16 protein-coding genes are annotated in these 26,734 nt (G+C 44.3%); 6 read left to right on the top strand and 10 right to left on the bottom strand.

Annotation, left to right across the window (positions count from 1 at the left end):
• Positions 1–320 precede the first annotated feature (320 nt).
• Positions 321–1,256, bottom strand: a complete 936-nt coding sequence (locus JGK22_RS16650) for a tetratricopeptide repeat protein (RefSeq protein ID WP_293313228.1) — start codon at positions 1,254–1,256, stop codon at positions 321–323.
• Between the two features lie 796 nt (positions 1,257–2,052).
• On the opposite strand from JGK22_RS16650, the gene JGK22_RS16645 reads away from it, so the two are divergent.
• Positions 2,053–3,294, top strand: a complete 1,242-nt coding sequence (locus tag JGK22_RS16645; protein ID WP_293186549.1) for a hypothetical protein — start codon at positions 2,053–2,055, stop codon at positions 3,292–3,294.
• Positions 3,295–3,546: 252 nt separating this feature from the next.
• Here JGK22_RS16645 and JGK22_RS16640 read toward each other — a convergent pair whose 3' ends face one another.
• Positions 3,547–4,722, bottom strand: a complete 1,176-nt coding sequence (locus tag JGK22_RS16640) for a homocysteine biosynthesis protein (protein ID WP_293186547.1) — start codon at positions 4,720–4,722, stop codon at positions 3,547–3,549.
• Between the two features lie 422 nt (positions 4,723–5,144).
• On the opposite strand from JGK22_RS16640, the gene JGK22_RS16635 reads away from it, so the two are divergent.
• On the top strand, positions 5,145–5,771 hold the full coding sequence (locus JGK22_RS16635; RefSeq protein WP_293313226.1) for a Uma2 family endonuclease: 627 nt from the start codon (positions 5,145–5,147) through the stop codon (positions 5,769–5,771).
• A 255-nt stretch (positions 5,772–6,026) separates the two neighbouring features.
• Here the strand turns inward: JGK22_RS16635 and JGK22_RS16630 are convergent, their stop codons facing one another.
• Both JGK22_RS16630 and JGK22_RS16625 read right to left on the bottom strand, forming a co-directional pair.
• Entirely contained in the window at positions 6,027–7,211 is a 1,185-nt protein-coding gene (locus tag JGK22_RS16630) for an AI-2E family transporter (RefSeq protein ID WP_293313224.1), read from the bottom strand.
• A 128-nt stretch (positions 7,212–7,339) separates the two neighbouring features.
• Positions 7,340–7,957, bottom strand: coding sequence for a Uma2 family endonuclease (locus JGK22_RS16625; RefSeq protein ID WP_293313222.1), 618 nt, complete (start codon positions 7,955–7,957; stop codon positions 7,340–7,342).
• Between the two features lie 414 nt (positions 7,958–8,371).
• On the opposite strand from JGK22_RS16625, the gene JGK22_RS16620 reads away from it, so the two are divergent.
• Entirely contained in the window at positions 8,372–8,956 is a 585-nt protein-coding gene (locus JGK22_RS16620; RefSeq protein WP_293313220.1) for a Uma2 family endonuclease, read from the top strand.
• Positions 8,957–9,259: 303 nt separating this feature from the next.
• Here the strand turns inward: JGK22_RS16620 and JGK22_RS16615 are convergent, their stop codons facing one another.
• The gene (locus JGK22_RS16615) at positions 9,260–11,470 is read right to left on the bottom strand and encodes an O-linked N-acetylglucosamine transferase, SPINDLY family protein (RefSeq protein ID WP_293313218.1); all 2,211 of its coding nucleotides are present in this window, start codon (positions 11,468–11,470) and stop codon (positions 9,260–9,262) included.
• 365 nt (positions 11,471–11,835) lie between these two features.
• On the opposite strand from JGK22_RS16615, the gene JGK22_RS16610 reads away from it, so the two are divergent.
• The 3 genes from JGK22_RS16610 to JGK22_RS16600 all read left to right on the top strand — a co-directional run bounded on the left by JGK22_RS16610 (position 11,836) and on the right by JGK22_RS16600 (position 16,262).
• On the top strand, positions 11,836–13,158 hold the full coding sequence (locus JGK22_RS16610) for a class I SAM-dependent methyltransferase (protein ID WP_293205930.1): 1,323 nt from the start codon (positions 11,836–11,838) through the stop codon (positions 13,156–13,158).
• 129 nt (positions 13,159–13,287) lie between these two features.
• Positions 13,288–13,857, top strand: a complete 570-nt coding sequence (locus tag JGK22_RS16605) for a type IV pilin-like G/H family protein (RefSeq protein ID WP_293205927.1) — start codon at positions 13,288–13,290, stop codon at positions 13,855–13,857.
• Positions 13,858–14,021: 164 nt separating this feature from the next.
• Complete coding sequence (locus tag JGK22_RS16600) at positions 14,022–16,262, top strand: O-linked N-acetylglucosamine transferase, SPINDLY family protein (RefSeq protein WP_293205925.1); 2,241 nt, start codon at positions 14,022–14,024, stop codon at positions 16,260–16,262.
• Between the two features lie 33 nt (positions 16,263–16,295).
• On the opposite strand, the gene JGK22_RS16595 is transcribed toward JGK22_RS16600, so the two are convergent.
• The 5 genes from JGK22_RS16595 to JGK22_RS33295 form a co-directional block, all read right to left on the bottom strand.
• Positions 16,296–18,014, bottom strand: a complete 1,719-nt coding sequence (locus tag JGK22_RS16595; protein ID WP_293205922.1) for an FkbM family methyltransferase — start codon at positions 18,012–18,014, stop codon at positions 16,296–16,298.
• 16 nt (positions 18,015–18,030) lie between these two features.
• Positions 18,031–24,918, bottom strand: a complete 6,888-nt coding sequence (locus JGK22_RS16590) for an FkbM family methyltransferase (RefSeq protein ID WP_293205947.1) — start codon at positions 24,916–24,918, stop codon at positions 18,031–18,033.
• Positions 24,919–25,040: 122 nt separating this feature from the next.
• Positions 25,041–25,565 carry a tetratricopeptide repeat protein gene (locus JGK22_RS16585; protein ID WP_293205919.1) on the bottom strand — a complete coding sequence of 175 codons (525 nt, stop codon included), beginning with the start codon at positions 25,563–25,565 and terminating at the stop codon, positions 25,041–25,043.
• 64 nt (positions 25,566–25,629) lie between these two features.
• Positions 25,630–26,361, bottom strand: a complete 732-nt coding sequence (locus JGK22_RS16580) for a Uma2 family endonuclease (RefSeq protein WP_293205916.1) — start codon at positions 26,359–26,361, stop codon at positions 25,630–25,632.
• A gap of 195 nt (positions 26,362–26,556) precedes the next feature.
• Positions 26,557–26,709, bottom strand: a complete 153-nt coding sequence (locus tag JGK22_RS33295) for a hypothetical protein (RefSeq protein WP_363319134.1) — start codon at positions 26,707–26,709, stop codon at positions 26,557–26,559.
• Between the last annotated feature and the right edge of the window lie 25 nt (positions 26,710–26,734).

Genomic DNA, 26,734 nt, shown 5'->3' with positions numbered 1-26,734 from the left:
CTCCGAGGTCTGACTTAATTCATAATATCATGTCCTAGGTTCGTAGTGAGGACTTCAGTCCGCATCAATTTCATAAGACTGAAGTCCGAACGATCAGACCTTATAATCATAAGATGATTTCCTAGGTTTGTAGTGAGGACTTCAGTCCGCATCAATTTCATAAGACTGAAGTCCTCACTACAAACCTTATAATCGTTATTTTTGCGGATACTCTCTAATCTGTAATTCGGAATAAAATAAGAAGTTTTGAGTTAAAAGTATCAAATTTTTCACTCAAAATCGTGGGGCGGAAACTCTTCGTACCGCCCCTACAAATGTCCTTAAGGTTTCGGTAGCGCACCTTCTGGACTGGGAGAACTTGACGGTTCTGGACTGGGAGAAGCAGCAGGATCGGGACTCGCTTTTTCTGCCGCAGGAGAAGGCGAAGGAGTGCCGCTAGCTAACTGATTGATTTGATCTTTATAGTTAGGAGGAGCTAACTCAGTCGCTTTATCAAACAGCGTTTTTGCTTCGTCTGTTTTGCCCTGTTCCTTCAACACGATCGCATGAGCTAACGTCGGACGAAAATCTTTCGGATTCGCCTTAGCCGATTCGTCGTAAATCGCGATCGCCTCTGGGTAGCGCTTCTGCACAGCATAAACCTGCCCCAAAATCAACTGCACCGAAGTTACATCAATACTTCCCGGTTTCGCCTGATTCTGCGCCGGAGCAGCCTTGAGCGTATCTTGCAGCAGTCCGATCGCAGCTTCGGGCCGTTGTTGCACCAACAGCAAATTCACCAACCCCTGCAAAGCCTTAATTTCCCCAGGCTTAGACGCTAAAATTGACCGATAGGCCCCAGCAGCCCCTTCGCGATCGCCCGTGCGTTCCTTCGCCTGAGCCAGCAAAATCCCGTATTCCGTAGTTTCAGGATTCAGTTTAGCCAACTTTTCCAACGTCGGCACCACATCCTTGATCGCCCCCACTCCTTGTCCGATCAACTCCAGCCGTACCTGCAAAAGTCCCCGCAAAGCCGTTACATTGTCAGGTTCCCGCTGCAAAACCAATTCATACCCTCTCACCTGATCTTGCAGCAACTGCGATTGCTTATCGTTAGATGCGGCTGTCTGAGTTGGCGTTGGAGTCGATCGACTTTGCGCTTGATTGCCCTTGAGAATACTGTCCAAAATTGGAACCAGAGAAAATCCCACAAAAGCGATGAGCGCAAGCACTACCACTACAGTAATCAACCCGCGACCCTTGTTTGCTTTTTCCATAATTCAACTATCCCAACTTAAAATCTACTATTTTCTAAGAATCAACCCATCGCCTAGGGGCGTCTGCGATTTAACCAGATCTATGCAACCATAAAAGTTCTTAAGTTCAAAGTCCCAATTCACAAACCAGTCTTTTGCTTGCAGCTAATATGGTAACAGACCCGCAACTCCACGCTAGCCAAACTATTTTGGACACAAAGACCCGCAGCCCCAAGGAATGTGGCTTTCGTCCAATAAGAGTGCGGTCAAGCTCAAAATTACCGAAAATATGGCGGATCAGCCCGTTAGGTAATTGGATTAAGTAAAATAGGCAAGCTACTCCAGAGAGATTGGAATGGCGCCTTGGGGATTTTCCTCAAATCATTGCGAGATATTGCCGGGTTGGATGCTCAGGTATTCAACACGCTATGTCGGGATATATCCTAGATTGTCCGGACTTGAAGTATCTGAATATCCTAAACGCTATTAGCCAGCAACGCCAGCTTTCGGGCGATCGACCGATTCTTGGGTTAGCAACTCTCAAACTCTTTGCCAACAAGGATTAGAGCAGCCAGCAAATCCGGGATCGCTCGTAGCGCAGTAGAAAGTTGGCGTTGACGGGTCAAAACCAAACTTTCCGGCGCAAGCCTCAAGTCGGGTGCTAGTAGTTTTTAAATCAGTTTCTTCAGTTTATTCCTAATTTCCCTCAAGGGATGTGTCTCCGCTGCAAGGAGTTTTTATGAACCCCTCTCCCAACCGGTCTTCCAAATCGTCCAAATCTACTTCTGCTCGCAAGGCTCAGCCAACCGAGCCCGCCGTGAATCAGCCCGCAGTTACAGCCTCCGTGCCCGAGACACCAGACGAAAGTCCCGTGTCTTCCGCGTCGGCTGCACCTGTTGACGAAAATCAACCACCAGCGCCAACGGACGCCCCAGCGACAACGGACGCCCCAGCGCCAAATGACGCCCTAGCGCCAACGGACGCCCCAGCGACAACAGACGCCCCAGCGCCAAAGGATACGCTGCAACGACCACGCTACAGTTCTGCCCCCGATGGGGACAAAACAAAGCCAAAGCCCAGCGATGCTCCTGCGATCTCGGAGCCAGCAGCGCCTGCGGAATCTGCTGGTAAGACAACTGAACTCACGGTCGTACCTACCCCAACCCCCAAGCCTCCCACTAACGAAACTCAGGTCGATGATGATGACATACCCTCTGTCATGCGCCAACATCCCATTCCCCCTCCCAGTGAACCCAGACAGTACCGAGCTGTTGGTTTAGTGCGGGGCCGCTACACCCAATCTGAAGAGCAATTCACCCGAGGTATGTTGATAGCTGCCGACGGAACTGCCATCGACGCAGTTTTGCTGGGTAGAGTTATGAGTTTAGTCAAAAATCACCTGGATCTCGAACAAGAACACCTGTGGGTGGTCTATCCCCGCACCAGGCAAGAAGACGGCAACTTGCACGCCCAAATTATGGGTGTTTGGGAGCCGGAAACCCTGAAAAAATCTCCCGAAACTTCCTCTGATGAGGAAAATCAGGAAGCAGGGGAGATTGAGCAGGGCGGCGAACCATCGACTGCATCTTTGCCGCCCTCGGAACCTGATGTTGAAGATGGCTATTTTTCGATTCGAGGCGAGGTGATTTATCAACAATCGCAAGAGGAAGAAAAATATCTCATCGTCAAAATCAAGCAAGCTCCTCGCAAGAATGACGACAAGATGAAGTTTTTTAAGTTGAAACTCAAGGGGGATGTAGGAACAAAGGCGATCGGGTTTTTTTGGGATTTCCACGTCAAATTGCAAGCTGACAGTCTGATGATTGAGCAGGCCAACAATATTGGCGCCCTGCCGATTAAAAAGCGGAAATTCCCCCCCGGTAGCAAGCCGCCCGGTGGTGGCTACAAAGGAGGGGGAAACAAGCGTGCCTTTACTCCTAAGCCCAGCGGTGACGGTACTCCTGTAGGGCGTCCTACTATCAAGTCCGCAGCAGCACCGCCTGTCCCCAAGGAACCTCTTCCTAAGCCTGTGAAGAAGCCTAAGCTTGTTGAGGAATAAGACTATTTTAGATTCTTAGATTTTAGATTTTAGATTTTCGGTGAGTGCATCAGTTTCCCATGGGTGCAGTTTTTCACCAGAAGACTTCAATCTAAAATCTAGAATCCTGGACGCACTCGCAAGGATCGGAAACTGAGTTTCTTGACAACAAACCTCAGCTTTCAAGCAACGCCGGGGACAAGAAACCCGGTTTCTAAGACCTTGTGCTTCCACAAAAAAATCTAAAATCTAGAATCTAAAATCTCAAATTGTTTATTCAATCCTGACTTGGGCTCCCCACAAATCTTGGGGAAGAAATACTCGATCGACAGATAGAGGAGCAACTGGGGCCGTGAGGGTAAATAAACCCGCTTCAATTTGCTGCTTCAATTCCAAAGCTACTTGCCGCGAGAGAAACATACTCGCCAGCGGGGCGGCCCGCACGGGTTTACCCTCGATGAGAATGCGACCAGTTTTTAATTGAGCATAGCTAACTAAACCAAATGTGGGACGAACGCGCCGGGGGATAGAGAAATCTACCACCGGCGCTACTATTTTTTTGTCTGATACTGCACAGTGCGCCACGACTGTTTCGTTTAAAACAGGAAAAGGGATGCCGACTCCCAGCATCAAGGATGGGCCGTAGTTTTTGAAGTAGCAGCCGCGCACCCATTTGGAGTTCATCTGTTTGGCGTCGCCGATGAGTGCCAGGGTGGCGGCTGGGCCGATCGGAGTCCCGTTAGGCTGCCGTTTTTGCAGCGGGAAGTGTTGGGTTCCTTCCCAGGTGATGTAGCCCTGAGCACCTCCTAGGAAGATACGGGTGCCGATGCCGATGAGTTGGAGGTGGGGGTCGTTTAGCAGGGGTGACATGGCTCCCAGGCTCGAATAGACGGCGTTGCCGAGGTTCGGTTGCAGGGGGCCGAGGTAGGTGAACAGCGGGCGATCGCCCCCGTTGACTCCTACAATAAAGTTTTGATAGGCGTTCCGGGGATTGAATAAATAAAACTGGTTGATGGTATCGCGGGTAATCGTGGTTTCAAAGGAGGCGCGGGGATAGCAGTCTGTTACTTGCCCTAAAGCCCGCAACTGCACGGGTTTGCCGGCGATTAAGTCTTCGATGACGTGTCCGCCGCCCCGTTCCCGCGATTCTTCGCCGTCTTCGGCTACTTGGGTGGCTCCGAGGTACAGGTCTACGGCGCCGAAGCCGGAGTAGGCTAAAACGCCGTCCAGCCAGCACTGCCGGATTTTGATCGGGGGATCTGTATGGCCGAGGTTGATGATGGCGCCGGAGGATTCCATGGGCTCGAAGGTGCCGGTGGTAATCACATCGACTTGTTTGGCGGCTTCGGTAATGCTGGTTTCTCTGACTCTGGTTTTGAGTTCTTCGATTGTCCAGACTGTGGCTTTGCCTTGGCTGATTTTATCGTTGATTTCGTCGATCGATCTCATAACACTATTTTATTTGGATTTTAGTTTGATAGATTGGCGATCGGGCGATAGTTTGAGATAAAAGAAATGTATTATAACTGAGATGTTACACCATTCTCAATTAGCCTTTTCTGAACAGGCAAGATGCCTGTTCCACAAAGAGTTAATTTTCTTGTGGAACAGGCATCTTGCCTGTTCTTGATAATGATGCAAGATGTGAGTTATAACGCAATACGGTTCAGTTAACACTGTTAATTCCCCGGATATCCCCCTAAATCCCCCCTGATAGTCGGGGGATTTTGAGCAACTTCTTGTCCCCCCCCTTGTAGGGGCGGTGCCCCCGTTCCCGCCCTCTTGGCTAGGGGGGATCTGTCTTATCTGAACCGTATTGAGTTATAACGGATATAAGAATAATATCATAAATCAAATAAAGGGCGATCGCCATGACTCAAGCGATATTAAAACCAGTCACGTTCGATGAATTTATTGACTGGTATCCTGAAAATTCGATAAACCGTTACGAACTCCATAATGGAACGATTGTTGAGATGCCTAAAGCAACCGGAGAACATTCAGAGGTAGCCGGCTTCATCTGCCTGAAGCTAGGGATGGAAATCGAGAGGCTGCGGTTGCCCTACTTCGTACCGAAAGAATGCGTTGTCAAAGCTGATAACGAGCTATCTGGTTACGAACCGGATGCGATCGTTTTGGACAGACAAGGGACGAACAGCGAACCGAGATGGAAAAAGCAATCTATCATTACAATGGGTAGTTCTGTCCGGCTAATTGTCGAAGTTGTCAGTACCAATTGGCGGGATGATTATGGCTACAAGTTGGTTGATTACGAAGCTTTGGGTATTTCTGAATACTGGATTGCGGATTATTTGGGACTTGGTGGCAGACGCTATATTGGCAATCCGAAACAACCTACTTTTTTTGTTCACCATTTGGTTGATGGCGAGTATCAAGTTAGTCAGTTTCGGGGGAGCGATAGGATTGTTTCGCCCACATTTCCAGAGTTGAATTTAACGGTGCAACAGATTTTCAGCGCTGGACAAGATGCGGTTTAGAGTGCTAGGATAGAAGATAGATATTTAAAAAAATCGGCGATTAAAATCGCTTCTATAAAAACAAAGTCCGCCTTCGCGGACTGAAAAATAAACGGGAGCATCTCAGTTTTTTTACAGTGCTGTCCCCGCTCGCGTGCTTGTACAAGCACGCGAGCTCTTAAGCTCGCACTACCATAAAAAATGCTTCTTGCAAAACTGAGATGCTCCCAAATAAACTGCTATTTAAGCCAGATCTGGGATGAGTACAAACCTGAATTACTGATTTCCAGGAACGTCATTTGCGTCATTCTCTGGATCATCGGAAATGTCTGGTTTGTGTTCGGGTAAATTTTCTGATCGGCTTTGTGTGACTCCTATAGATTCGTACTCTTCATGAATAGCCGAATCAATTGCCGCCAACCTTTTAGGATTGGCGTCCCACTGGTTGAGAATGTCTTTAATTAGCACTTCCCTAATCCAAACTTGAGCGACAACTGTGAGGGGAAGGGCTAGCAATAAGCCTAAAAATCCAAAAAATGTGGCGAAGAATACTTGAGCTATTAAAGTTACTGCTGGCAGCAGCGATACTTGCTGTGCCATGACGTAGGGGGTGAGGATGTTGCTTTCAAACTGTTGAATTAGAAAGTAAAGAATGAGGACTAAACCTGATTTTAAGGGAGAGTCTAAAAGTGCGATCGTCATTGGCGGAATGACGCTAATAGTAGGGCCAATATTCGGAATCAAGTTCAGAAATCCTGCTACTACAGCGTGAGCTAACGGTAGGGGAACTTGCAAAACTGACAAACCAATTAAGCTCAAAAAAGCAATCACACTCATGCTAATTAAAGCGCCGATGACCCATCTACCGAGAGCTATTTCGCATTCATCTAAAATACCCTCGATTCGCCGCCGATAAAAAGAGGGAAATAGTTGTGTAAATGCTTTGCGGTAAGATAGGGGATCTGCTAAAGTCATCAAGGTCAAAACTAAGACTAACAAAAAACTCAGGATAACGCCTAATGTATTGCCGACAAATGCTCCTGCACCGCCAACGAGTTGGTTGAATAAAGGTTGCAGTTGCCGCATAATGTCGTTAACATCAAGATTTGGCAGGCGCTGGCCTAGTTGTCCCGAGAAGCGAGTTTCGATTTGATCTACCCAATCATTTAATCTTGCTATTCCTTGAGGAGCTCTTTGGGTAAGTTGTTGGAATTGCAGGGCGAAGGGCGGTACAATTATCAGGAACAAGCCTATGAATACGAGGAATAAGAAGGTAATTGAGCACAGTACGGCGATCGACCTTTTGAGTCGGAATTTTTTTTGTAAGTAGCGTGCTAGTTTGTTTAAGGCCGTGGCTAAGACGATGGCGGCAAACAGCAGCAGTAGGGCTTGCCTGATTTGCCAGAGGATGTAACAAGATGCGATGAGGGCTAATAAGCCCATCCACTGTCCTAGCTTCATGCGATTTTTAGATATTATAACGGGGAATTGCCGACCTTGCTTTAGATAGACGCTTTTGCAATCGCGTCTCTACAAGATAGCTTAAATGCGATCGCCTCTTTACAATATACTCCTACAACGCAGCCTCTTCAATTCCCTTTAGCTAACACCTGCTGCGCTGTCAGATTCAATTCTGGGAAAGTTGGGGACTCAATCACTTCAGCCCCTCGGAACTGTTTAACTTGGTATTCCCCATCAATTAGTTGGTAAACGGAAAAAGTTGGTTGCTTAGGATTGCCGATAAACCGTCTCCCGCCCAATCCTAGATAGTCTACAATCCAATATTCTTGGATGCCCATTGACTCGTAAGCCTCTAGTTTGCGGGCATAATCATCCGCCCAGTTAGTGCTAGTTACTTCTACGATTAGGGGAACTGATGAACCCATTGTAATAATTGATGATTTCTCCCAGCGCGGCTCGTTTCCAATTGCTTGCTCGCTGAGTACAATAATATCTGGTTCATACCCAGATTGCTCGCTGATAGGTTTGATGACAGATTCTTTGGGGATGAAGTACGGCAATTGTAGCCGTCTGATTTCAAAATTGAGATCGGCTACGAGAAAACCTGTCAGTTTAGAATGTTTGCCTGTTGCTTTTGGCATCTCAACAATCTCTCCATTGTGCAATTCATAGTGGTGTTCTGAGTTTTCAGGATACCAGTCAATGAATTCATCGAATGTTACAAATTCTGGTAGGGCTTGAATCATGGTGATGGCCTCTATTTTGGTTGTAATGGTTGTGCTGGGCTGGGATTTAGTTGCCTTTAGATAAGTGTAGCTCGATCGCGCTTCTCGATCGCGCTTCTCGATTTTGTCTCTACTAATGCCCAGAAGTGCGATCGCTCTTTCGAGGGCAGCCTTGTCCCTAGAATTGACCTTGAGTTGTATAATTAGGCATTGAGACTATGATGACAAGTCGGGCGCTGTGAGGCTTGCTTGGGGTTGGAAGGTAACGAAAGGGCGATCGAACAAATTTAGCAAGCTGGAAGTGCGATCGCACTTGATAAATTTTAACAAAAAATAGGCGATGAATGAGGAGATTGCCGGAAAGATTACAGCTTACCGGAGAGGTAAATGATGATTGTTTAAGATTATTCCAATAGTTTGATAGAGGTTCGCATAATGACACAAACACTTTTACGACCACTAGACCAACGATTCATTCATTCTGGGATTAGCTGGGAACAGTTCAAATTAATTGAACAGGGGTTTTCTGACTCTCCTGGAATCAAGTTGTTTTATTACAAAGGAGAGGTAGAAATCTTGGCAGTTTCCCCGGAACACGAATTTTTTAGTAGAACAATTTGTACGCTGCTGGCTATCTACTGCGCCGACAAGGAAATTGAGTTTGCACCTACGGGAAGCTTTACCCAAGCAGAGGAAGGGGTAGTTTCTCTACAAGCTGATGAATCTTATTTTATTGGCAGACGTATAACCCCCAATTCTCCTCCAGATTTATGTATTGAAGTTGTATTCACTAGCGGTACTGTGAAAAAATTGGAGCGCTATCGAGTATTGGGAGTGTCTGAAGTCTGGTTCTGGGAAGATGGTGTATTGGCTATGTATCGCTTGGGTTCTGAGGGTTATGCAAAAATTTCTGCAAGTGTTGTTTTGCCAGATTTAGATATTAACTTACTGTGTCGCTGCTTGCTGATGGCTTCGAGTGTGGAAGCGATGAGGGAGTTTCGGACAGGAATTGTTGGTTAGGGCGATCGCACTTATTGTTTATTCTTAACTTAATTTTAGTAGCCGTAGCGTGCGGATACATCGATAATCCTCAATCAACAGCAACAATCTCATAGCCACGCACCTGTTCTTTTCAATGCTCAGAAAACAACCCTCCGTTTCACTCCGCCCAACATTATCAAAAACATTTATTAAGATTACTTTAAATTTCAACAGGACTGACATAATAGCCACTCTTATAGAAGTTAATTTCTAGGTACGTAGTTGCGCTTCAGCGCTCTTTACAGATTTTAGCAAAGAGCGCTGAAGCGCAACTACGTACCTTTATTTAATGTGATAATTGGGTAAGTCTTGTGGAAGTCTTTCTCGAACAACTCCTTGATAAAAACTCTCTAAAGCTGTCACACAAACTTTATCATCAAACAGACGATCGTGTCGCTCACTCATGCGTCGTGAAATATCTCGCCGCCACTCTGAATCTAAACCCAATTTGACAGCAATTTCAATGTATTCCTCTTCGTTTTGGGCAATTGTGTCTGTCACTCCCAGCATCTTGAGAAAGCTATAAGCATGAAGTCCCCGCATAAATTCTCCAGGACAGGTTACTATAGGTAAATTGCAGGCGATCGCCTCCAAAGACGTATTTCCCCCCGACCAAGTGAAAGTATCCAAGAAAACATCGGCAAGAAAGTTCATGGCTATATACTCTTGTCGAGTTGCAATCGCTCGGAATAGACAGTAATCTTCGCTGTCGAGATTAACAGCAGCAAAAGCCCGCTTGAGCCGTTTTCGCAACAGTTCACCGCGGGGAAAAATAAACTGAGCTTGCGGAACGCGGCGGGCAATTTCTGCTAAAATAAAATCATATTGCGGTAAGTATTTGAAAGGAGCTTGGCAGCAAAAGTAAATTATTGCATCTTCTCGAAGGTCAAAATCTAAGCGACTATTGTTTAATTCTCCCACGAGTGGTTTTGGGTAGGAAACACCAATATTAGGCAACTTAACTAAGGTTTCTGAGTAATGCGATTGTGCATTTTCCGGTTCCATCAATTGGCTGGAAATAAAATAGTCAACTGTGGGTAAACCAGAGGTAACAGGATGTCCCCACGCCGAACATTGCACGGGTGCGAGGCGCAAAGCTGCTATTTGGATAGTTGGTGCATCCATGCCAATTTCCGGGAATACAAGAATGTGCAATTTGTCATCAATAATTTGTTGGCATACAGCTTCTAAGTTGTGAGGAATGTGGCGGAATACATGGCTATATTCGCGAAATTGTTCTGTAATCAGATCTGGTTCATTACCCGTGTAGTAACAGTAAATCTCAAATTGTTTTGTATCGGCATACCGCAACCAGCCGGTCAACCATAAAGTGCCGCTGTAAGAATGCAAGTAACTAGAAACATAACCGACTCTAATTTTACCATTTTCCGCCAGTTCTGGCATCTGTCGCGGTTCCACCCACTGGGGATAGTTAGCCGCCATGATTTGATGAACTAAATTGGCATATTTTGATTGCGATTCCACAACATTGTGGGCTTGATAGGCTAGGTAGAAATTAGTGAAACTCTGCAAGCCGAAAAAAGCATTTATTTTTTCTTGTGGAGTTTTCACAGATGTTTGCTGAATCAAGCTTTCTAATTCTCTGACAAATCTCAGCCTATAAAGCTGAATTTCTTCTTTATTATCGTAAATAATCGGCAATGTTAAGTGTTTTAAAAGCTGGAAAACGTATTCATTCGGTAGAATCTTTGCCGCTACTTCTGCATTTGATATAGCTGATTTTGTACGTCCACTTTGCTGGCAAATTTTGATAACTTCAAAATGCAGTTGTCCGGCTTTTGGGTGATTGCAAATTCCTTGTTCGAGGATTGCGATAGCTGCTGAGATTTTATTAATTTTTCGCCAGCAATCGCTGAAGTTCAAAAATAGTGATACATCTCCTACCTGGAATTGTGAAAATCTTTGATACTGCTTAATAGCTTCTTCATATCTTCCTTGATAGTAGAGTGTGTTAGCCAAATTCAGGGCCCTTGATGTTGGTGATTCCAGGGTGATATCGCCAAGTCGATCCAGTTCCAATAATGGGATAATTTCTGCGCCGGACAAGGCTAGTGCTATTTGATTTTCCGCAGTCAACTTAATTCTATATTGAATCTGTGGCAGAAGAGTTTGCCACTGGCTTTGAGTGAGGTTTTCTAATAAAATAATTTCTGGTTCGACGCTAGGATCTAAATCTTCTTCCATGCAGAGGTTCATGAGAATCCCGGACAAAATTAAATCAGCGTCTAACTCAGAGTCTTCTGAAATTTCGGTACTATCTATTAAAAGAGCTAGATTGTGGCGATCGCGATGAGTGACAATACTTTTGATAATTGGTGCCAACTCTAAATATAGCAATTCTTCTGGTTGGCTCCAATCGGGGAAAATGAGCAAATTTAAGGGTTTGAGATTCAAGGTGGTTAGATCCATGCGATCGTCTGTCCTGTATTGTTGGGTATTGTGGGGCTTTTGGTGTTTTGTGGGGCTGCTCAACTCCTACCTCGGCTGCTGTTGCCATGCCCGCCAGCCCAGAATCGCAGCTAGGATGATACTGGGGGTAAACACGGCGATGAGGGCGTTGAAGTCGGTTGAGGCTATGGATAGGCTGGGCCCTGCGTACTTGATGGCCAGGGAAAACGCTGCGGAGAAGGAGAATACTTTGAGGATGGGGCTGATGTTGGTGTTCATGGATGTGCTGGTTGGTTGTATAGTTAGGGATTGAGAGTATTATTGCAAGTATTGTGTTGCGGCTGCGATCGCGGGCGATCGTTTTTTGCGAGCGTAGGGTAAGATAAGTTTCGGTATTGTAACAGAGCAATTAGCGCAGCACAATTTAGAAGCATCAGGAGCGATTCAGAATGGATACCCAAGAATCAGAGTTAATAGAGAAAATTCGTCAGCAATTTGACAATGCCCCTTATCCTCGAATTCCCCTCGACCACTCTCCCAAAATTGACTATCAATCTCTGTACATTCATAACTTGGTAACAGCTTACTATTTAAGAAATCAAAAAGTTATACAAACTGACGGAAAAATTATTTTAGATGCAGGATGTGGTAGTGGCTGCAAGTCATTGGTTTTGGCTGAAGCAAATCCGGGATCCAAAATTGTTGGCATCGATTTATCCGAAGAGTCTGTTAAACTCGCTCGACAGCGCTTGCAATATCACGGCTTTGACAATGTTGAGTTTCATGCTCTGTCAATTGAGGATCTGCCTAGCTTAAATCAGCAGTTTGATTATATCAACTGTGACGAGGTGCTTTATCTCTTGCCAGACGCAGTTGTCGGATTGCAAGCCATGCAATCGGTTTTGAAACCGGATGGAATTATTCGGACTAACCTCCACAGTTCTCTACAGAGAAGTTCTTTCTTTGCCGTTCAAAAAGTTTTCAAAGTCATGGGATTGATGGATGATAATCCTAGAGAAATGGAGATAGAGCTAGCTAAAGAAATTATACAAAACCTCAAAGATGACGTGGCTATCAAAGCAAGAACCTGGAGTTCTCCTGCACAAAAAAACGAAGAATGGATGCTGGCTAACTATTTGCTACTGGGGGACAAAGGCTCTACAGTACCGGAAGTTTTTTCAGCATTAAAAGCTGCTGACTTAGAATTTATCAGTATGGTCTATTGGCGGTTGTGGGACTTGACGGATTTGTTCAAGGAGCCAAATGACTTACCTGCGTTTCTGGCAATGAGCTTGCCAGACATTACTGTGGAACAACGGCTGCACCTGTTTGAACTTTTACATCCAGTCCATCGTTTGATAGACTTCTGGTGCGGTCTGCCGAACCAAGCTCACTCGTTTGTACCTGTTTCGGAATGGACTGTGGCTGACTGGCAGCAGGCAAAGGTGCATTTGCATCCTCAGATCCGAACTCCCCAGTTAAAAGAAGAACTGATTAAATCTATCGCTAACCACAGTTCCTTCCAGATTAGCCGTTATGTCACTTCGCCAACCTTAGTGCCGATTTTGATAGAGAGCGGTATGGCAGCTTGCTTGCTGCCTCTGTGGGAGGGCGCGCAGCCTGCGATATCGTTAGCGGAGCGCTGGCTCAAGCTCAGACCCCTAGACCTTGCAACCCTGGAACCTGTTAGTCGGGAGAGGGCTTTCGATGAAATAAAGGAACTCTTGATGAGCCTAGAAGTCTTTATGTACGTGCTTTTGGAGCGTTATTGAGCTATCTGTACCTTTCACTGAGACTGCTAAAAACATTTTTACCAACAGTGATATGAAGTTGAGCAGAAGTGGGTAAGTTACATACAAGAGTTAGAAATCAAGCATCCCACCCTCTAGGAGAAACAACCAATGAAAACTGAATTTAAAGCCAGATTCCTGCAACACCTCAATCAAAAAAGACAAGATAAGGGTTTTACCCTGATTGAACTGCTGGTCGTTATCATCATCATCGGTATTCTGTCTGCTATTGCTTTGCCCTCCTTCCTCAACCAAGCGAACAAAGCCAAGCAGTCAGAGGCCAAGCAGTACGCTGGTTCAATGAACCGCGCCCAGCAGGCAGGGTTTGCTGAAAACGGCAAATTTGTCGGTTTCGTTCCTGCGTTAGGGCTTGGCATTAAAACTCAGACTCAGAACTACAAATATAGTATTGCCCCAGCAGCAACACAGGCAGAGCCAACTCTTGCTACGACTACCACTGCTGTAGGAAATATAGCACACGGTCAAAGCAACGTACTCAAATCTTACATAGGGGCGGTAGCACTAATTGCACAAGGTGGCGCGGATAAAACTAGCACCGCAGTCCTGTGCGAAAGTACAGCAGCAGGCGTTGGTCTGCCGGCGGGTCCAGCAGATGCTGCGGATATTACTGCTGAAAACATAAAATGTAATAATACCAGTTGGACAATAGTGTCCAAGTAGATAGTTTCCGATTTAGAAGTGTGTCAAAGTTGGTGTTGTTCCTGCAAGCCTAATTTGAACATTATCATCAAACAATGGGTAGTGTAGCTGACACTACCCATTGTTATTGAATGATGAATTTGCCTGAGATAGATATTCAGAAAAGATCGGACTGATACGCTACTATGACAATTTATTTGCAAAATATTTCATCAGATAGTCGCGCTCATTGGCAGCAACAGGCTAATCAATATTTAATTCAAGGAAATTACACTCAGGCTGAAAATTTATACGAGCAAGCAATTGCAGCGGAGCCGGAAGTCAAGTCCAACTACTGGTACTTGGGGTTGATGCTGCTGTTGCAGGGGCAAGAGATGGAAGCTCAAACAACTTGGCTGGTGGGCATGGCCGACGGGGAAGCGGAACAAGTTGATGAATGGACTGCTCAACTTTTAGGTGTGCTGCAAACGGAAGCCGACCGCCGAGAGAGCTTGTCAGACTATTCTCTTGCTTGGGCGCTCCGACAGCACATCCGGGAAATAGATCCGGCAGATATTAACAACCTGTTGCGCGCGATCGAGCTTTCGATCGAGCTTGAGACTTTTACACCAGATCAACTGACTTCTACAGGCTTGATTGAAATGCTCGAGGTAGAGCCTGGGATGCTCGCCACCGACACGGTTCTAGTGATGCGAGTGCTGCAAAGGGTTTTGAACTGCGTTTCCGCACACCCGTCCGCTTGGAAGTTGGCAGAGACCTGTATAGCTCATGTCCGCGAGCCTCAAACTTATATTAACATTATTATTGAAACCTGTGTTGAACTTGGGTACATCTTAAAGTTAACTAGATTGGCAATAAACTATATTGAATTGGGTTTGCGTTTAGCTCCCAATCAGCCAGAGTTAGTTCGCCACATGGCTTGTTTTTATCAAAATTTAGGTGAATTCGACGAAGGCATAAAAACAGCGAAGCTTTTCTATTCATTACAACAAGACTTACCCGCCAAAGTTTACGCTACTCACTTAATTTTACGGGGGTTGATGAGTGCTGGCGGATATTGGGCAGAAGCGCTTTCGACGCTCGATTGCCTCCACTCGCTCCTAGAATTGCTAATAGCTGAATATCCGACCTCGCTGTCATCTTCTACAGTCTGCGACTTGTTCGTTACCAGCTTTTTTTCCCCCTATTTTCAGGACGATCCGAAAACTAACAGAAAAATAGGCAACCAATTGGCTCAACTGTGCCAGAGCAACGTTCAAAACTATGCTAAGGAGGAGATAGAGCGATATCGGCAGCGACAGTTAGTTCGCAAGAGCCTCGGTATTTCTGGCAAGCCTCTGAAGATTGGCTACCTATCCCATTGCTTGAGGAGACATTCTGTGGGCTGGCTAGCGCGATGGCTGTTTCAGCATCACGATCGGGATAAATTTCAAATTCATGCCTACTTTATCGGCTACAAAGAGGAAGAACACTTTTTACAAAACTGGTATGTCAATCATGTTGATAAGCCGTATCGCTGCGGGATAGTCAGCACAAATATTGCCGAACAAATTGACAGAGATGAAATTGATATCTTGATCGATCTTGACAGTATTACTTTAGATGTGAACTGTGAAGTGATGGCAATGAAACCGGCACCGATACAAGTTACTTGGTTGGGTTGGGATGCTGTAGGATTGCCTGCAATTGACTATTTTATTGCCGATCCTTACGTTGTGCCGGAATCTGCTCAGGATGATTACAGTGAAAAAATTTGGCGATTGCCCCACACTTACATAGCTGTAGAAGGTTTTGAAGTGGGAGTACCGACTTTGCGCCGCGATATATTGAATATTCCGAGCAATGCAGTCGTATACCTCAGCAGCCAGACTGGCTACAAACGGCATCCAGATACAGCGCGACTCCAGGTGAAGATTTTGAAGCAAGTTCCTAACAGTTACTTTTTGATCAAAGGCGGGGCAGATCAAAAATCGATTCAAAAATTCTTTAACCAGTTAGCAGAAGAAGAGGGCTTGGAGGGCGATCGCCTGCGATTTTTGCCAGGAGTTTCTTCAGAGGAAGTTCACCGAGCTAACTTAGGTATTGCAGATGTAGTTCTGGATACTTATCCCTATAACGGAGCCACAACCACTCTAGAAACTCTTTGGATGTGCATTCCCTTGGTGACGCGAGTCGGGCAGCAGTTTGCGGCGCGCAACAGCTACACTATGATGATGAATGCAGGGGTGACAGAGGGTATTGCTTGGACTGATGAAGAATATGTGGAATGGGGAATTCGTTTAGGGAAAGATGCTGCTTTGCGGCAGCAAATTTCGTGGAAACTTCGGCAGTCAAGGCAAACTTCTCCCCTTTGGAATGCTCAGCATTTTACTCGCGAGATGGAAAAAGCCTACGAGCAAATGTGGGAAATTTATCTTCTAAGCTAGCATTATTGAATTGCCTTTCCAAAGGGGATGATTTTAATGACGTTGCTGCTGCATAGGAATATCTTCAATCAAAAGTTGATTGTTGAGCGGCTGTCTTGAGGCAATAAATACCGATCTTGTCAAAATTTCTGTAGGTGGAGGTGAAATCCAATCTATAGGAAACTCTTCGTGATTGGGTTGAGTAATTGGCATATAAACAAAGTTAAAGTATTGCTTCAGTTGGTTGTATACCCACTGCCTGGTAGGTTGGCATCCCTGACCTGATATTGCTTGTGATGGACTCTCTGCCGGTTCTACACAAGGATTGATCGATTCTTCATCCCCAAATGATACACAGGTCTCCAGCAGTAGCATATCTTTGCAGCACTGAGCCATGAACTCGATCGCCTGAGTCGGTTTTTGTAGGTGATACAACACCCCGTAGCAATAAATGATATCGAACTGCCGATTCATTGTTAAATCGGGTTGATCTAGGTTTAGATGCTTTACCTCTAGATTGGGATAGCGGGCAATCAAAATTTCTAGATTACCAGGTCTTGCTTCTGTCGTGACAACTTGACAGGCCCGGTCTAGAAAAAAGCTTGTATGGTCGCCAATTCCTGCTCCAACTTCCAGTACAGTTTTAGCAGCTATATCTAATCCCAAGCTCGCAAGATGCTCCAATCGTCTTTGGTTGTGTCGCTGCACGAAGAGTTGGCTAGAGCGATCGGATTGAAACATAGCTATTGGAGAAATCGACTGCTGATTTAGCGGTTGACTTGCCTGGAATGAGACAACATCGCGATCACTAATGTAATCTTGAATTCTTGCCACGACAGGCAGGGAACCCAGTCCTTGGCTGACAAGCTCTGGAAATTGAGCCAAACTCTCAACAATATTGTTAGCAAAGTTATAGTTAGGGTTGTTGCCGTACTCCAAAGTTAAATACTCTAGTAACTCCAGGGCATAGTCGGGAAAATTCAGAAGATCCGCGAGGCAAGCTAACTTAAGAATTTTATGCGGTGTTTTTAAGGGGCTGTCAAGGTCATGTTGAATTAAATCCCGAAAATAAAAAGCATCTCCCCAAAGCAATTGACCGTTCCGCACTGCTGAGCCAATAGGTGTTCTAGCGCGAAGCCGATATGCTTGTTCTAAATCAAATAGTGTAAAACCTTGTTTTCTAAGATGGGTGTCAACATCAGCAAATAGGGGCTGATTTGAGTATAAGTGTGAAAATTCTACTTCAGCCTGAACCGCTAGAACACTTAGGTTTAAAATTTCCGCAGCACCTTCTAAAACCTGAAGTTCTGCACCTTGAACGTCAATTTGCAGGAAATCTATTTCATCAATTCCTTCCTGCTGGCAAAACTCATCCAAAGTGGTGGTTTCAAATTCAATACAAAAATCTAATTTTACAAGTTCGGGTAGTCCAGAAAAACGCTCCAAGTAAGGTTCATTAGGTCGATAAAGCGAACTGCACATGGGATGTTGTGTGACATAAAGTGTAGATTCACCTACAGACTTGGCTAAGGCTAAAGGAATATGTTTTTCAGTCCAATTGACTTGTCGTGCTTCAAGGTCAGCATTGGCCGCTTCGCAAGCATCTGCATCTGCATCAAAACCGTAAATAGTCAGCCGAGGTGCAAAAATATTCCATCCCTGGCTGCCGTAGTCATCTTCGCTAGTTAATTTACGACAGCCAATATTACAGAGTGTCATGTAAATCCGGTCTAAATGACCGCTTTTTTTCAAACTGTTGAGAAAAACAGGCATACAGCGTCCTTTTGAATTATGAAAAGTTTTCGGATAGATTTAGAGATTGTAGATCGTTAAGATGGCTAGGTAAAGCGATGACATTAAGATTTCCTTGCAAATCTTCAGAAGAATCTACAGCAAGCAACTTTTGCAGATAAGGTTGATAGATAAATAATCGATATCCTCTACCTCTGAGATAATCAGCAGCAGCTAGATTGCTGCGTTGGCCTACGTCGGTATTTTCATAAAGGATTGCAGGCGAAAATTCAGACAAAATTTTGTCGCTGCCAGTCAATACAGAGAGTTCATGTCCTTCTGCATCTATTTTGATAAAATCTACTGTGGTTAGATTTTCTCGTTCAATGAGGCTGTCGAGAGTAAAGCAGGTAACATCTTCAAAGGTACCTGGCTCCATTTTTTCGGCAGATTCGCCAACCACAATTTTGTTTAGTTCACTGGCCAAAGAAAGAGACAACCGAGCTTTCCCTGCGCGATCGCTCGCAGCGCCGGCGCAGACTTTCACCCAGTCGAACTTGCCAATTTTACAGCTTTCTTGCAAACAGCGAACGCAGCTTGAAAAAGGTTCGACTGCTAAAACACGACCCTTAGATCCTACGCGGCGAGCTGCACTAAAGGTGTATACCCCCACATTCGCACCCACATCTATAATAGTCATGCCTGGTTTAATAGAATTGCGCCAAAATTCCATTTCTTTTTCAAACCAGTCTCCTTCTGAAATCAATACCCCAGTCGCATAACTTTGGAAATTTGATTCAACCGCCAATAAAATTTGGTCTTCAAAGGGCACGTAAGTGAAATAACTTTCCAATTTTAACTCTGTCCATCTCCACTCGAGAGAATGAGGACGATATTTGTATAAATTACGAGCATAATTTAGCCAGTAATTTGCTTTTTCTGTCTGTTCTAAATTTTTGTAGGCGAGGTAAAGCGCTTGCAAAATTGGTGCTGAATCGGGAGCTTTCTGTCTAGCGCGATGCAGGTATAACAACCCTTCCCATAAATTGTTGATCAAGCTCGATATTCCGAGCGTTAAATTAATCGAAATGGAATCTGGGAAAACTTGAGCTGCTAAGTGTTTGATGAAAAGTCCTCTAGTGTTGTAAGAGACAAGCAGTGACCGACAGAGCACTTCAGTCAACAACATAACTGCTTGAGTATAACCCTCTTTTGCTTGTATAATTTGAGTGAGATTTTCGTTCCGGTAGCTTCTAAAACAGTTATATATTTGGGGAAAATATACAATTGCTGGCAAAATTTGAGCTATCGAGCTATCAGCATAGTGTAGAGTATCGATAAATGATGCCAGCGAAATTTCACTGGCTTTTAATATTTCTCCTGTCATGGCAAGCACAACAGCAAGATGAGCGGTACAGAGAGGATGATCGCGCAACTCTACTCCTCTATTTAAAGCTTCTAGTGCCATATTAAAATAGAGTTCTTTGACGGATAAGTCTGGACACCTTTCGGCTTGTATCAATGCCACAACAGCAAAATTATTCAAATCTGCTGCGGATACAGGTTCGTCCCAAGATGTATTTTCAAGACTTGACTTTATGCGCAACCAAGTATTTAAATCTAGAGTCGGACAATTTGTTTTAATATATTGTAAGTAGCAATCTACAGGTGATTGTTCTTGAAAATAATTTTCTGTTTGAGAATCAGTCAGAGATTCTAGCTCTGGAGAAATGAAGTTCCAATCTCCTTCTTTTGACTGAACAACTCGCCTGTTACTGAAGCTATCGAACTCGCAGGAAGGCAGGCTTTCGGCTTTGACGGCTGCGATCGCCTGTTCATTTTCGTTTTCCAAAGCAAGTCTAGCTTGGATGCGGCCGAGCAGAACATCCCACTGCCTTTGCTCCAAATTTCCCACTAAGGATATTTCGGCAGATTCCGTAACCTCTAAATCTTCCTCCATCAAAAGATTCATCGCCACGCCCGATAAAGCCAGATTTGCCTCTTCCTGAGAAATGTTGGCAGTATCTACGAGTAATGTCATCTTCATTCTGTGAGGGTGAGTGGCGATCGCCCTAATCGCTTTTGTCAAATCTGTGCCAAGAGACTCTTCTGATGCTGACCAATCTGGGAAAACGATCAAATTAATTTCCCTCAGCTTTAAAGCTTGAAAAGCAGCATCTATCAAAGTCGTGCTAACTATCCTTGCCATTTTTGACCAAGAAAACTTTTTCGCTTGTTCTAGTCCTTCTGCAATTAAAGCTCTGCGGACATCTGGCTTTTGTACCTCACAAAGTGCCTTTGCAAGCTCGTTAACGTCAGTATCGCTAACAGATAAGGCTGCTTTACCCACAACTTCAGGGATAGAAGCGTTAAGACAAGTAATGACGGGACATCCGCAAGCGAGCGCTTCTAGAAGTGGTAGACCAAAACCTTCATATTTAGAAGGATAAACGAGGGCAACTGCACCAGAGTAGGCGACACTCAACTCGCGATCGCTAAGTTCCAGTATGTGGACTGCGCTGCCTGACGTATATTCTCTAAACTCATCTTTAAATGGGAAGCGTTTCCCCGTACAGACAATATCAAATGCTTGTCTTGTAGGAAGTTGACCAAAAGCTTGAAAGAACAAATCTGTATTTTTATGAACATCTCCAGCACCCACCACAAGGAAATAAGGTTTGAATATCCCATACCTAGTCTTAAAATAGGTAATTTCTTCTTGATTTGCTGGCGAAAAACTGCTGGCGACTCCACAATGAGCTACTGCGATCGACTCCACAGCAATATCTGGGAAAAATTTGACTAGATCGGAAGCGGTATTTTGAGAAATTGCAATATGAGCTGATGCGTGGTTAATAGCGCGATGCTTTTCTCGCCACATAGGCTTGTCGAGGTTAGCCCCCCATATTTCGGGAAGCATATCATAAGCCATGAATACAGAGGTTGTTGTGATCGGGGTTGTGTAGTAAGTGGAGATAAACAAGTCAGCCTCCAATTCGTCGCAAACTTGCTGTAGGATTTTCTGATCGGCATCTGTGCTGTCATAACTATAAGCGGGAACAGGACGGTAATTAATACCGGGTATTTTCGGTGCTGTTCCGGCCCGATCGAGCACAATTATATGCTTGGCAAAATCCTGTGTTACCCACTCTTCTAAGAGCGATCGCCACACGCGAGCAATCCCGGTATTGTAAAGCTGGAAAAACACGCCGTCCACAATAATCCTGAGAGGCTGTTCGGTAAGTGCAGTTTGCCTCTGCACCTTTTCTGGCTTGACAAAATGCCACTCATTACTATCCTTTTCTCGCCGCGCTATCGGTGCTATTCCCAATGCCTCTGCGGTATCAATCATCGTCCCATCTGATACCCAGGAAAAATAATTGCCTAGGCGCACGGGAAAAGTCGTTGCAGCTTGCAGTGACATCCATTCTGCCACTGCATTTTTGTAACCGTAATACCGTTCCTTAAAGCGCAGTTGTTCAGGAGTCACATAAGCAAAATGTTGAAACACCAAACCCAGTCTTTCTGTTTCTTCGTGAAGGAAAGGATTGACAGTAGCAATATCCCTAACTTCACCGTCTGCCAAAGGTTCAACTAATGTGGGGGGCGAATGTCTTTTCCACATCGCTCCCGGTTTATACCTCCAAGTCCGCAACCATTCCTGCTGGGGATGCTGAGAATAACAGTTGCGCGTGCTAACAGCTAGGTTTTCTCCGACAAAAAACCAAGACCAGTAGTAAGCTGCTGTTTTTTCTGGATAATCTGTAAACATCTGCCGGACTGTACAAATCTGCTCAACCGTCCACAGTTCATCTACATCTACTTGCCATAGCAAACACTCCCGATTAATCCTTTCCAAGGGTGCATTGACCATTTCTAGTTTTCCATCCCAGAAAACTCCCGCTCCTTTCCGATAAATTGTTACATTCTCTGGATAGATCTGCGCCAGTTCATCTAAGTATTCTGTTGTCCCGTCCTTGCTGCGGCCGTTGTCGTGAAGCTCATCGGTAATCTGCCCGCCGAATTTAAGCATCCAAGCACTATCGTGTTTTTGCTCAGCTACACCCTCAACAATATGCCAGTGCCACTTGAAGGGCAGTTGTTTAAATACTTCTATGTGGTAGCGGATAAAAGGCTGACCGTTGAGGACTATTGTCAAAAAGTTAATTGGCATAGATTCTCGAAAAATTGGTTCGCTATCCCAGGGGTCAAATGGTATTAATTTTTCCGCCGACAAGTGCGGGCGAAAGAAAAATTTTCCTGTTTCGTTTAGCATACAAGCTGCAAAGGAAAATGAGCTATTTGAAATTGCTACAATATCGCACTGGCTCAATAAATAAAAATCTGGATAAAACTCGCCTTCCGGTAACTCCAAACCTAAATCTTTTGCTGTGATGGGATTGTACTCCGCAAAATCACTTAAAACTTTTTCCGGTTCATCGCTGGCAATAAATAGTATCGGTTCATCAAGAGTTTCCCACAAACCTTTTAGCCATTCTTTGTACCATTCGCTCGGTGCGATGAAGAAATCGCTGTAGCCGTAGTCTCCCCGCCGCAAGTGCAAACCGACGATGGTTTTGCCGCGCGATCGCAAACAATCCAAGACCTCCTTCATTTTATTTTCTATTGCCGGTACCGGTTTGAACAGCGCTCTAAAATACTCCTTGCGCGGTGCATAATACTTTGTATGGTACTGAAAGTAACCCCAGAAATCCACATTTTTGAATGTTTCTTTTGCATTAGGTATGCGAGCTTCTAAAAGGTTATTAGTTGCTTCGCTAACTACAGGTAACTCCTGAGAAATTTGCTGCTCTTTGCAGCCAAAGAGAGCCTGACCAATCCAAGCTGGCGTCTCTACCTTCAAGTTATGTTCTTTTGCATATATTTTCAAGAAGGCATACTGAAATATTTGATTGGCAAACCGCCCGTTTCTACCCAGCGTGGACATTGTAATTACTGGCTTTTTCACATAAAACGCATCGCCCCAAGATGGATGGAACGGTGTTGTAGTTGCTACGCGATCGAAACCGCACATCTCCAGAAACTCATCAATTTCGTCAATTAAAGCACATCCTTCATACAGTTCTTTATAATTAACTTCTGTATTAATTGCCTCAATGTGTTTGAGAACATTGGTTGCTCCCTCCAAAGCCAAAAGCTCTGCACCTTGAATATCAATGTTTAATATATTAAAATCTGCGGCATTAATTTGAAGTTCTTCTAAAAGTGTATCCAGAGTCCTCGACTCCACAACTACACGATCGACTTCCTTTATTTCTGGATAAATATCCTGATGATACTTCAATGGCAATATGGAACTGCTTTGATCCAGAGAAGTCACATATAATGTGCTTGTGCCGTTGATATTGCTAATTGCACAATTCACAGCTAGCACGTTGGGAAAACCACCTATATTCGTTTTCAAACGTTCAAATACAGCAGGGTTGGCTTCAACAAATAGTACCCTTTCTACCCCCATCGTTTGATATGTTGCAATTTCCTTGCCTTCGTGTGCCCCAATGTGAATAACGCCACGCGGTACAACAGAATGTTTTACGCAAAGCTGCTGCAAATCGAGCAGTTTTGGTGCTCCAGTAAAAATCAAAGCTGTGAACCTTTCGTTTACCGCTAAAAAGTTGATATACTCATAATTCTCATGTTCTGGTGAAAACTGGGGTAAGGGTTGTAAAGCATTGGGCAGTATTTTAAATATTGTGTAACGAAATCTTTGTAAATGCTCAAATACTTGTTTTAATGTGATGTTAGCATCGACAAATGTTCCGCCATACTCAAACTGAATATAATCTACTTTGCCTTTCTGTAAAAGGTTAGTTGCTCCGTAAAGAACTTCTAGTTCGCCCCCTTCTGTATCAATTTTTAAGAAATTAATTCGCCTTATGCCCCTTGTTTGGACATAATCATCAAGGGTAGCTGTTAAAACCTGAAATGGCTGAGGCGACTGAATGTTATACTGTTTTTCGATTTCTAATCGGCGGTGAAATGTACTCCACCCTGAAAATTTTTCGTAATAATAAAATTCCCTGATTTCCGGTTGGTGTGCTATTGCCAAGTTGTTTAACACGAGTTGACCGCTTTTAATCGGTTCAGCCAGGTTTTGTAGAAGTGTTTGATATATTGGCGGTGCTGGCTCAAACAAATGGATTTGAACGTCGGGGCATATGTTTAATACTTGATTTGTCCAGCTACCTATGTTTGCGCCAATATCGAAAACTACATTGCCGGAAGCAATAAAATTTTCGATAATTTTCAATTCATAGTTATTTATAGACTCTCCGTTATTAAGATTGTTAACATACACGCCAGCGGTTTGATGATTTTCTTCCTGTTTGCCGCTGCTTGTATTGCCTAAAGTTGCAATCGAATCTTGGCAATACTGAACAATTAGTTCTTTTGTCAGCAGCGGAACAGCAATAATAATATCATCAATAATTACAATATGTCTGCTGTTTTTTCCTAAATTTAGCAAATTCAACACTGCGTTAATATCTGGCCATTGTTGAGATGAATGGGGCTGCGGTGGAGGAGATAAAAACAATCGGGCATCATCAATAAAAATAAAATGTTCGCAGTCAGAGCGGTTGATGATTTCGATTTCGGCGAGCAAGGGACACTCATCCCTTTCCCCATAAGTTAGCCCTCCGCTCCAATGAGCATCAAGCCAGAATAAACTTGAATTTTCAAGTTTTGAAACTGTTTCTTCCAGTAAGTTTCTGGTATCACCGTACAGAAAGTCTATGTTTTTGATATGACCATATTTTTGGGTGACTTTTTGATAAATGTCTTGAGAATACTCTATTGTAAAAACTTGTTCAAATACTTGGCTTGCCCAGTATGCTGTATGCCCTTGATAAGTTCCTGTTTCAATAAAATTATTAATCCCGTAAACTTCTTTCAGTTTGTATATAATTTCGGTCGGCGGCCCCATGCGTACTATGCCCATATTAAATCCTTTATGAAACTAAGTTAGCCATTTGAATTATGAAGAACCATTTAATTTGAAAGTTATAAATCTACTGTTATGATCACGGGTTACCGATCGCCCTTTCCTTACTTCTTCCCCTTCGCCTGCCGCAACAGTGCCTGATAATCAGCCCGATCGCCATTCAACTTCACCAACTTCTCCAAAGGCTCGATCGCCCCTTTCCCATTATTCATCTCCAACCGCACATTTGCCAACCCCTCAAGAGCCGTCTGATTCTGAGGTTCCCGCTGCAAAACCGTTAGATATCCCCGTTCCTGGGCCGCCAGTAGAGACTCCTGAGAAACAGCAACAGCTACAGGTTTTTGTTGGTGCTGGCTGCTCAAACCGCTGCTGAACAGACTCACAATACCAAAAATCGTAGAACCAGCAAAACCAGCCATCGATACAAACGCAAAAATCTGCTTAATTCGATCGCCCTTACGAACCCGACTATCACTAGAACTTTTCTGCGTACTTTCCATCGTCAATCCTTTGCCTAGAAGGTTTCCAGGCACTTCCTGAGTACCTGTATCTAGAATGCCCAAGTTCGATCGCAAAACGATCAGTTTTAAAATGTGGAATTCTTTAACACAAAATTTGAAATTTGTCAACACTATTTAAATAAGAATTATGGAAGTGCGATCGAGAGTGAAGGACGATCGCACTTATAATTCTTTAGCCGTTATCCTGCGGTAATTCTCCAAACTGCGATCGATAACGCTCTAACAAAGCTTCGAGTTCAGCAGCCCGTTGACTTTCAGCTTCAGCCCGTTGACTTTCAGATTCAGCCCGTTCCCGTTCCGCTTCAGCCCGTTCCCGTTCCGCTTGCAAAGCTGAAGCCAATTCATCAGGAATCAATAATTTTTGTCCATTATCTTCCCGATAAAACCCAATCAGTTTGCCTTCTATTTCTAGTCGCAATTGCAATACATCGCTGCGACTATCTCTAATTAATTCATACCCATCTTCTCCCAATCGATACCCACGCAATTGTTCAGAAATCCATTCGCCTCTAGGGTCAAACAACCAATATTCCTCAACTTCTATCCCCTCATACAAGTCTTTTTTATTGATTATATCTTCCGACTTTGTACCCGGTGATGTCATTTCAAAAATCACTTTCGGCACTTGCCCTTCTTCCCAGATTTTGTAATTATCTCTGCCACCTGGTTCTACATCAAAAATCACCATCACATCAGGTGCTACGCGCAGTTTTGGGAATCCTTGAGCGTAGTATAAAAATTGGTTTGCTAAAACAGTAGCTCGACGGTCTGTGAGGTATTGTTTTAAGACTTCTAAAGTGGTTAAAATTGCGTAAAGATGGTCGTAAGTTTCTGCCACTGGTTCTCCATCAGCGCTAGGGTATATAATTTCAGAAGTTTTGAGGGTGGTAACGACTGCTGTCATGGTCGTGCTTCCTGTGAGTTGTAGCTCTATTATAAACTTTTCTGGTGTTAAGCTGGCGCGCATCTAATTTTAACAATCCTGTTTCTGGAAACAACGAGTGGGGCGATGCTCCTAGCTTGCCCCAAAAAATTAAATTTTAATGCCGCAACAGCTTACCAATTCTTCAATGATGCCACATACGCTCAATATTTTTGACTAATAATTGAGCTCGATCGCCCTTTTGAATGCCTTAACTGCCTCAACATGACTCGGCATATTAACACACCTGACAAGTAAATCAATATCGAGTTCTGGGAGCAATTGAGAACTCGCAATCTGTTCGTATCCTTCCTCTCCCAGAGCATACAAAGACAGTCGGCTATTTTCCCAAAAC

This window comes from Microcoleus sp. PH2017_08_TRC_O_A (genome assembly GCF_020738665.1).
Lineage (GTDB): Bacteria > Cyanobacteriota > Cyanobacteriia > Cyanobacteriales > Microcoleaceae > Microcoleus.
Note: the sequence above shows the minus strand (reverse complement) of the source record. Positions and strands in the feature narration are given on the sequence as shown.

Excerpts from the sequence above, each read along its gene's own strand:
- JGK22_RS16650 (WP_293313228.1), bottom strand. The coding sequence starts at position 1,256 with ATGGAAAAAGCAAACAAGGGTCGCGGGTTGATTACTGTAGTGGTAGTG.
- JGK22_RS16640 (WP_293186547.1), bottom strand. The coding sequence starts at position 4,722 with ATGAGATCGATCGACGAAATCAACGATAAAATCAGCCAAGGCAAAGCC.
- JGK22_RS16635 (WP_293313226.1), top strand. The coding sequence starts at position 5,145 with ATGACTCAAGCGATATTAAAACCAGTCACGTTCGATGAATTTATTGAC.
- JGK22_RS16630 (WP_293313224.1), bottom strand. The coding sequence starts at position 7,211 with ATGAAGCTAGGACAGTGGATGGGCTTATTAGCCCTCATCGCATCTTGT.
- JGK22_RS16625 (WP_293313222.1), bottom strand. The coding sequence starts at position 7,957 with ATGATTCAAGCCCTACCAGAATTTGTAACATTCGATGAATTCATTGAC.
- JGK22_RS16620 (WP_293313220.1), top strand. The coding sequence starts at position 8,372 with ATGACACAAACACTTTTACGACCACTAGACCAACGATTCATTCATTCT.
- JGK22_RS16610 (WP_293205930.1), top strand. The coding sequence starts at position 11,836 with ATGGATACCCAAGAATCAGAGTTAATAGAGAAAATTCGTCAGCAATTT.
- JGK22_RS16605 (WP_293205927.1), top strand. The coding sequence starts at position 13,288 with ATGAAAACTGAATTTAAAGCCAGATTCCTGCAACACCTCAATCAAAAA.
- JGK22_RS16600 (WP_293205925.1), top strand. The coding sequence starts at position 14,022 with ATGACAATTTATTTGCAAAATATTTCATCAGATAGTCGCGCTCATTGG.
- JGK22_RS16595 (WP_293205922.1), bottom strand. The coding sequence starts at position 18,014 with ATGCCTGTTTTTCTCAACAGTTTGAAAAAAAGCGGTCATTTAGACCGG.
- JGK22_RS16590 (WP_293205947.1), bottom strand. The coding sequence starts at position 24,918 with ATGGGGCCGCCGACCGAAATTATATACAAACTGAAAGAAGTTTACGGG.
- JGK22_RS16580 (WP_293205916.1), bottom strand. The coding sequence starts at position 26,361 with ATGACAGCAGTCGTTACCACCCTCAAAACTTCTGAAATTATATACCCT.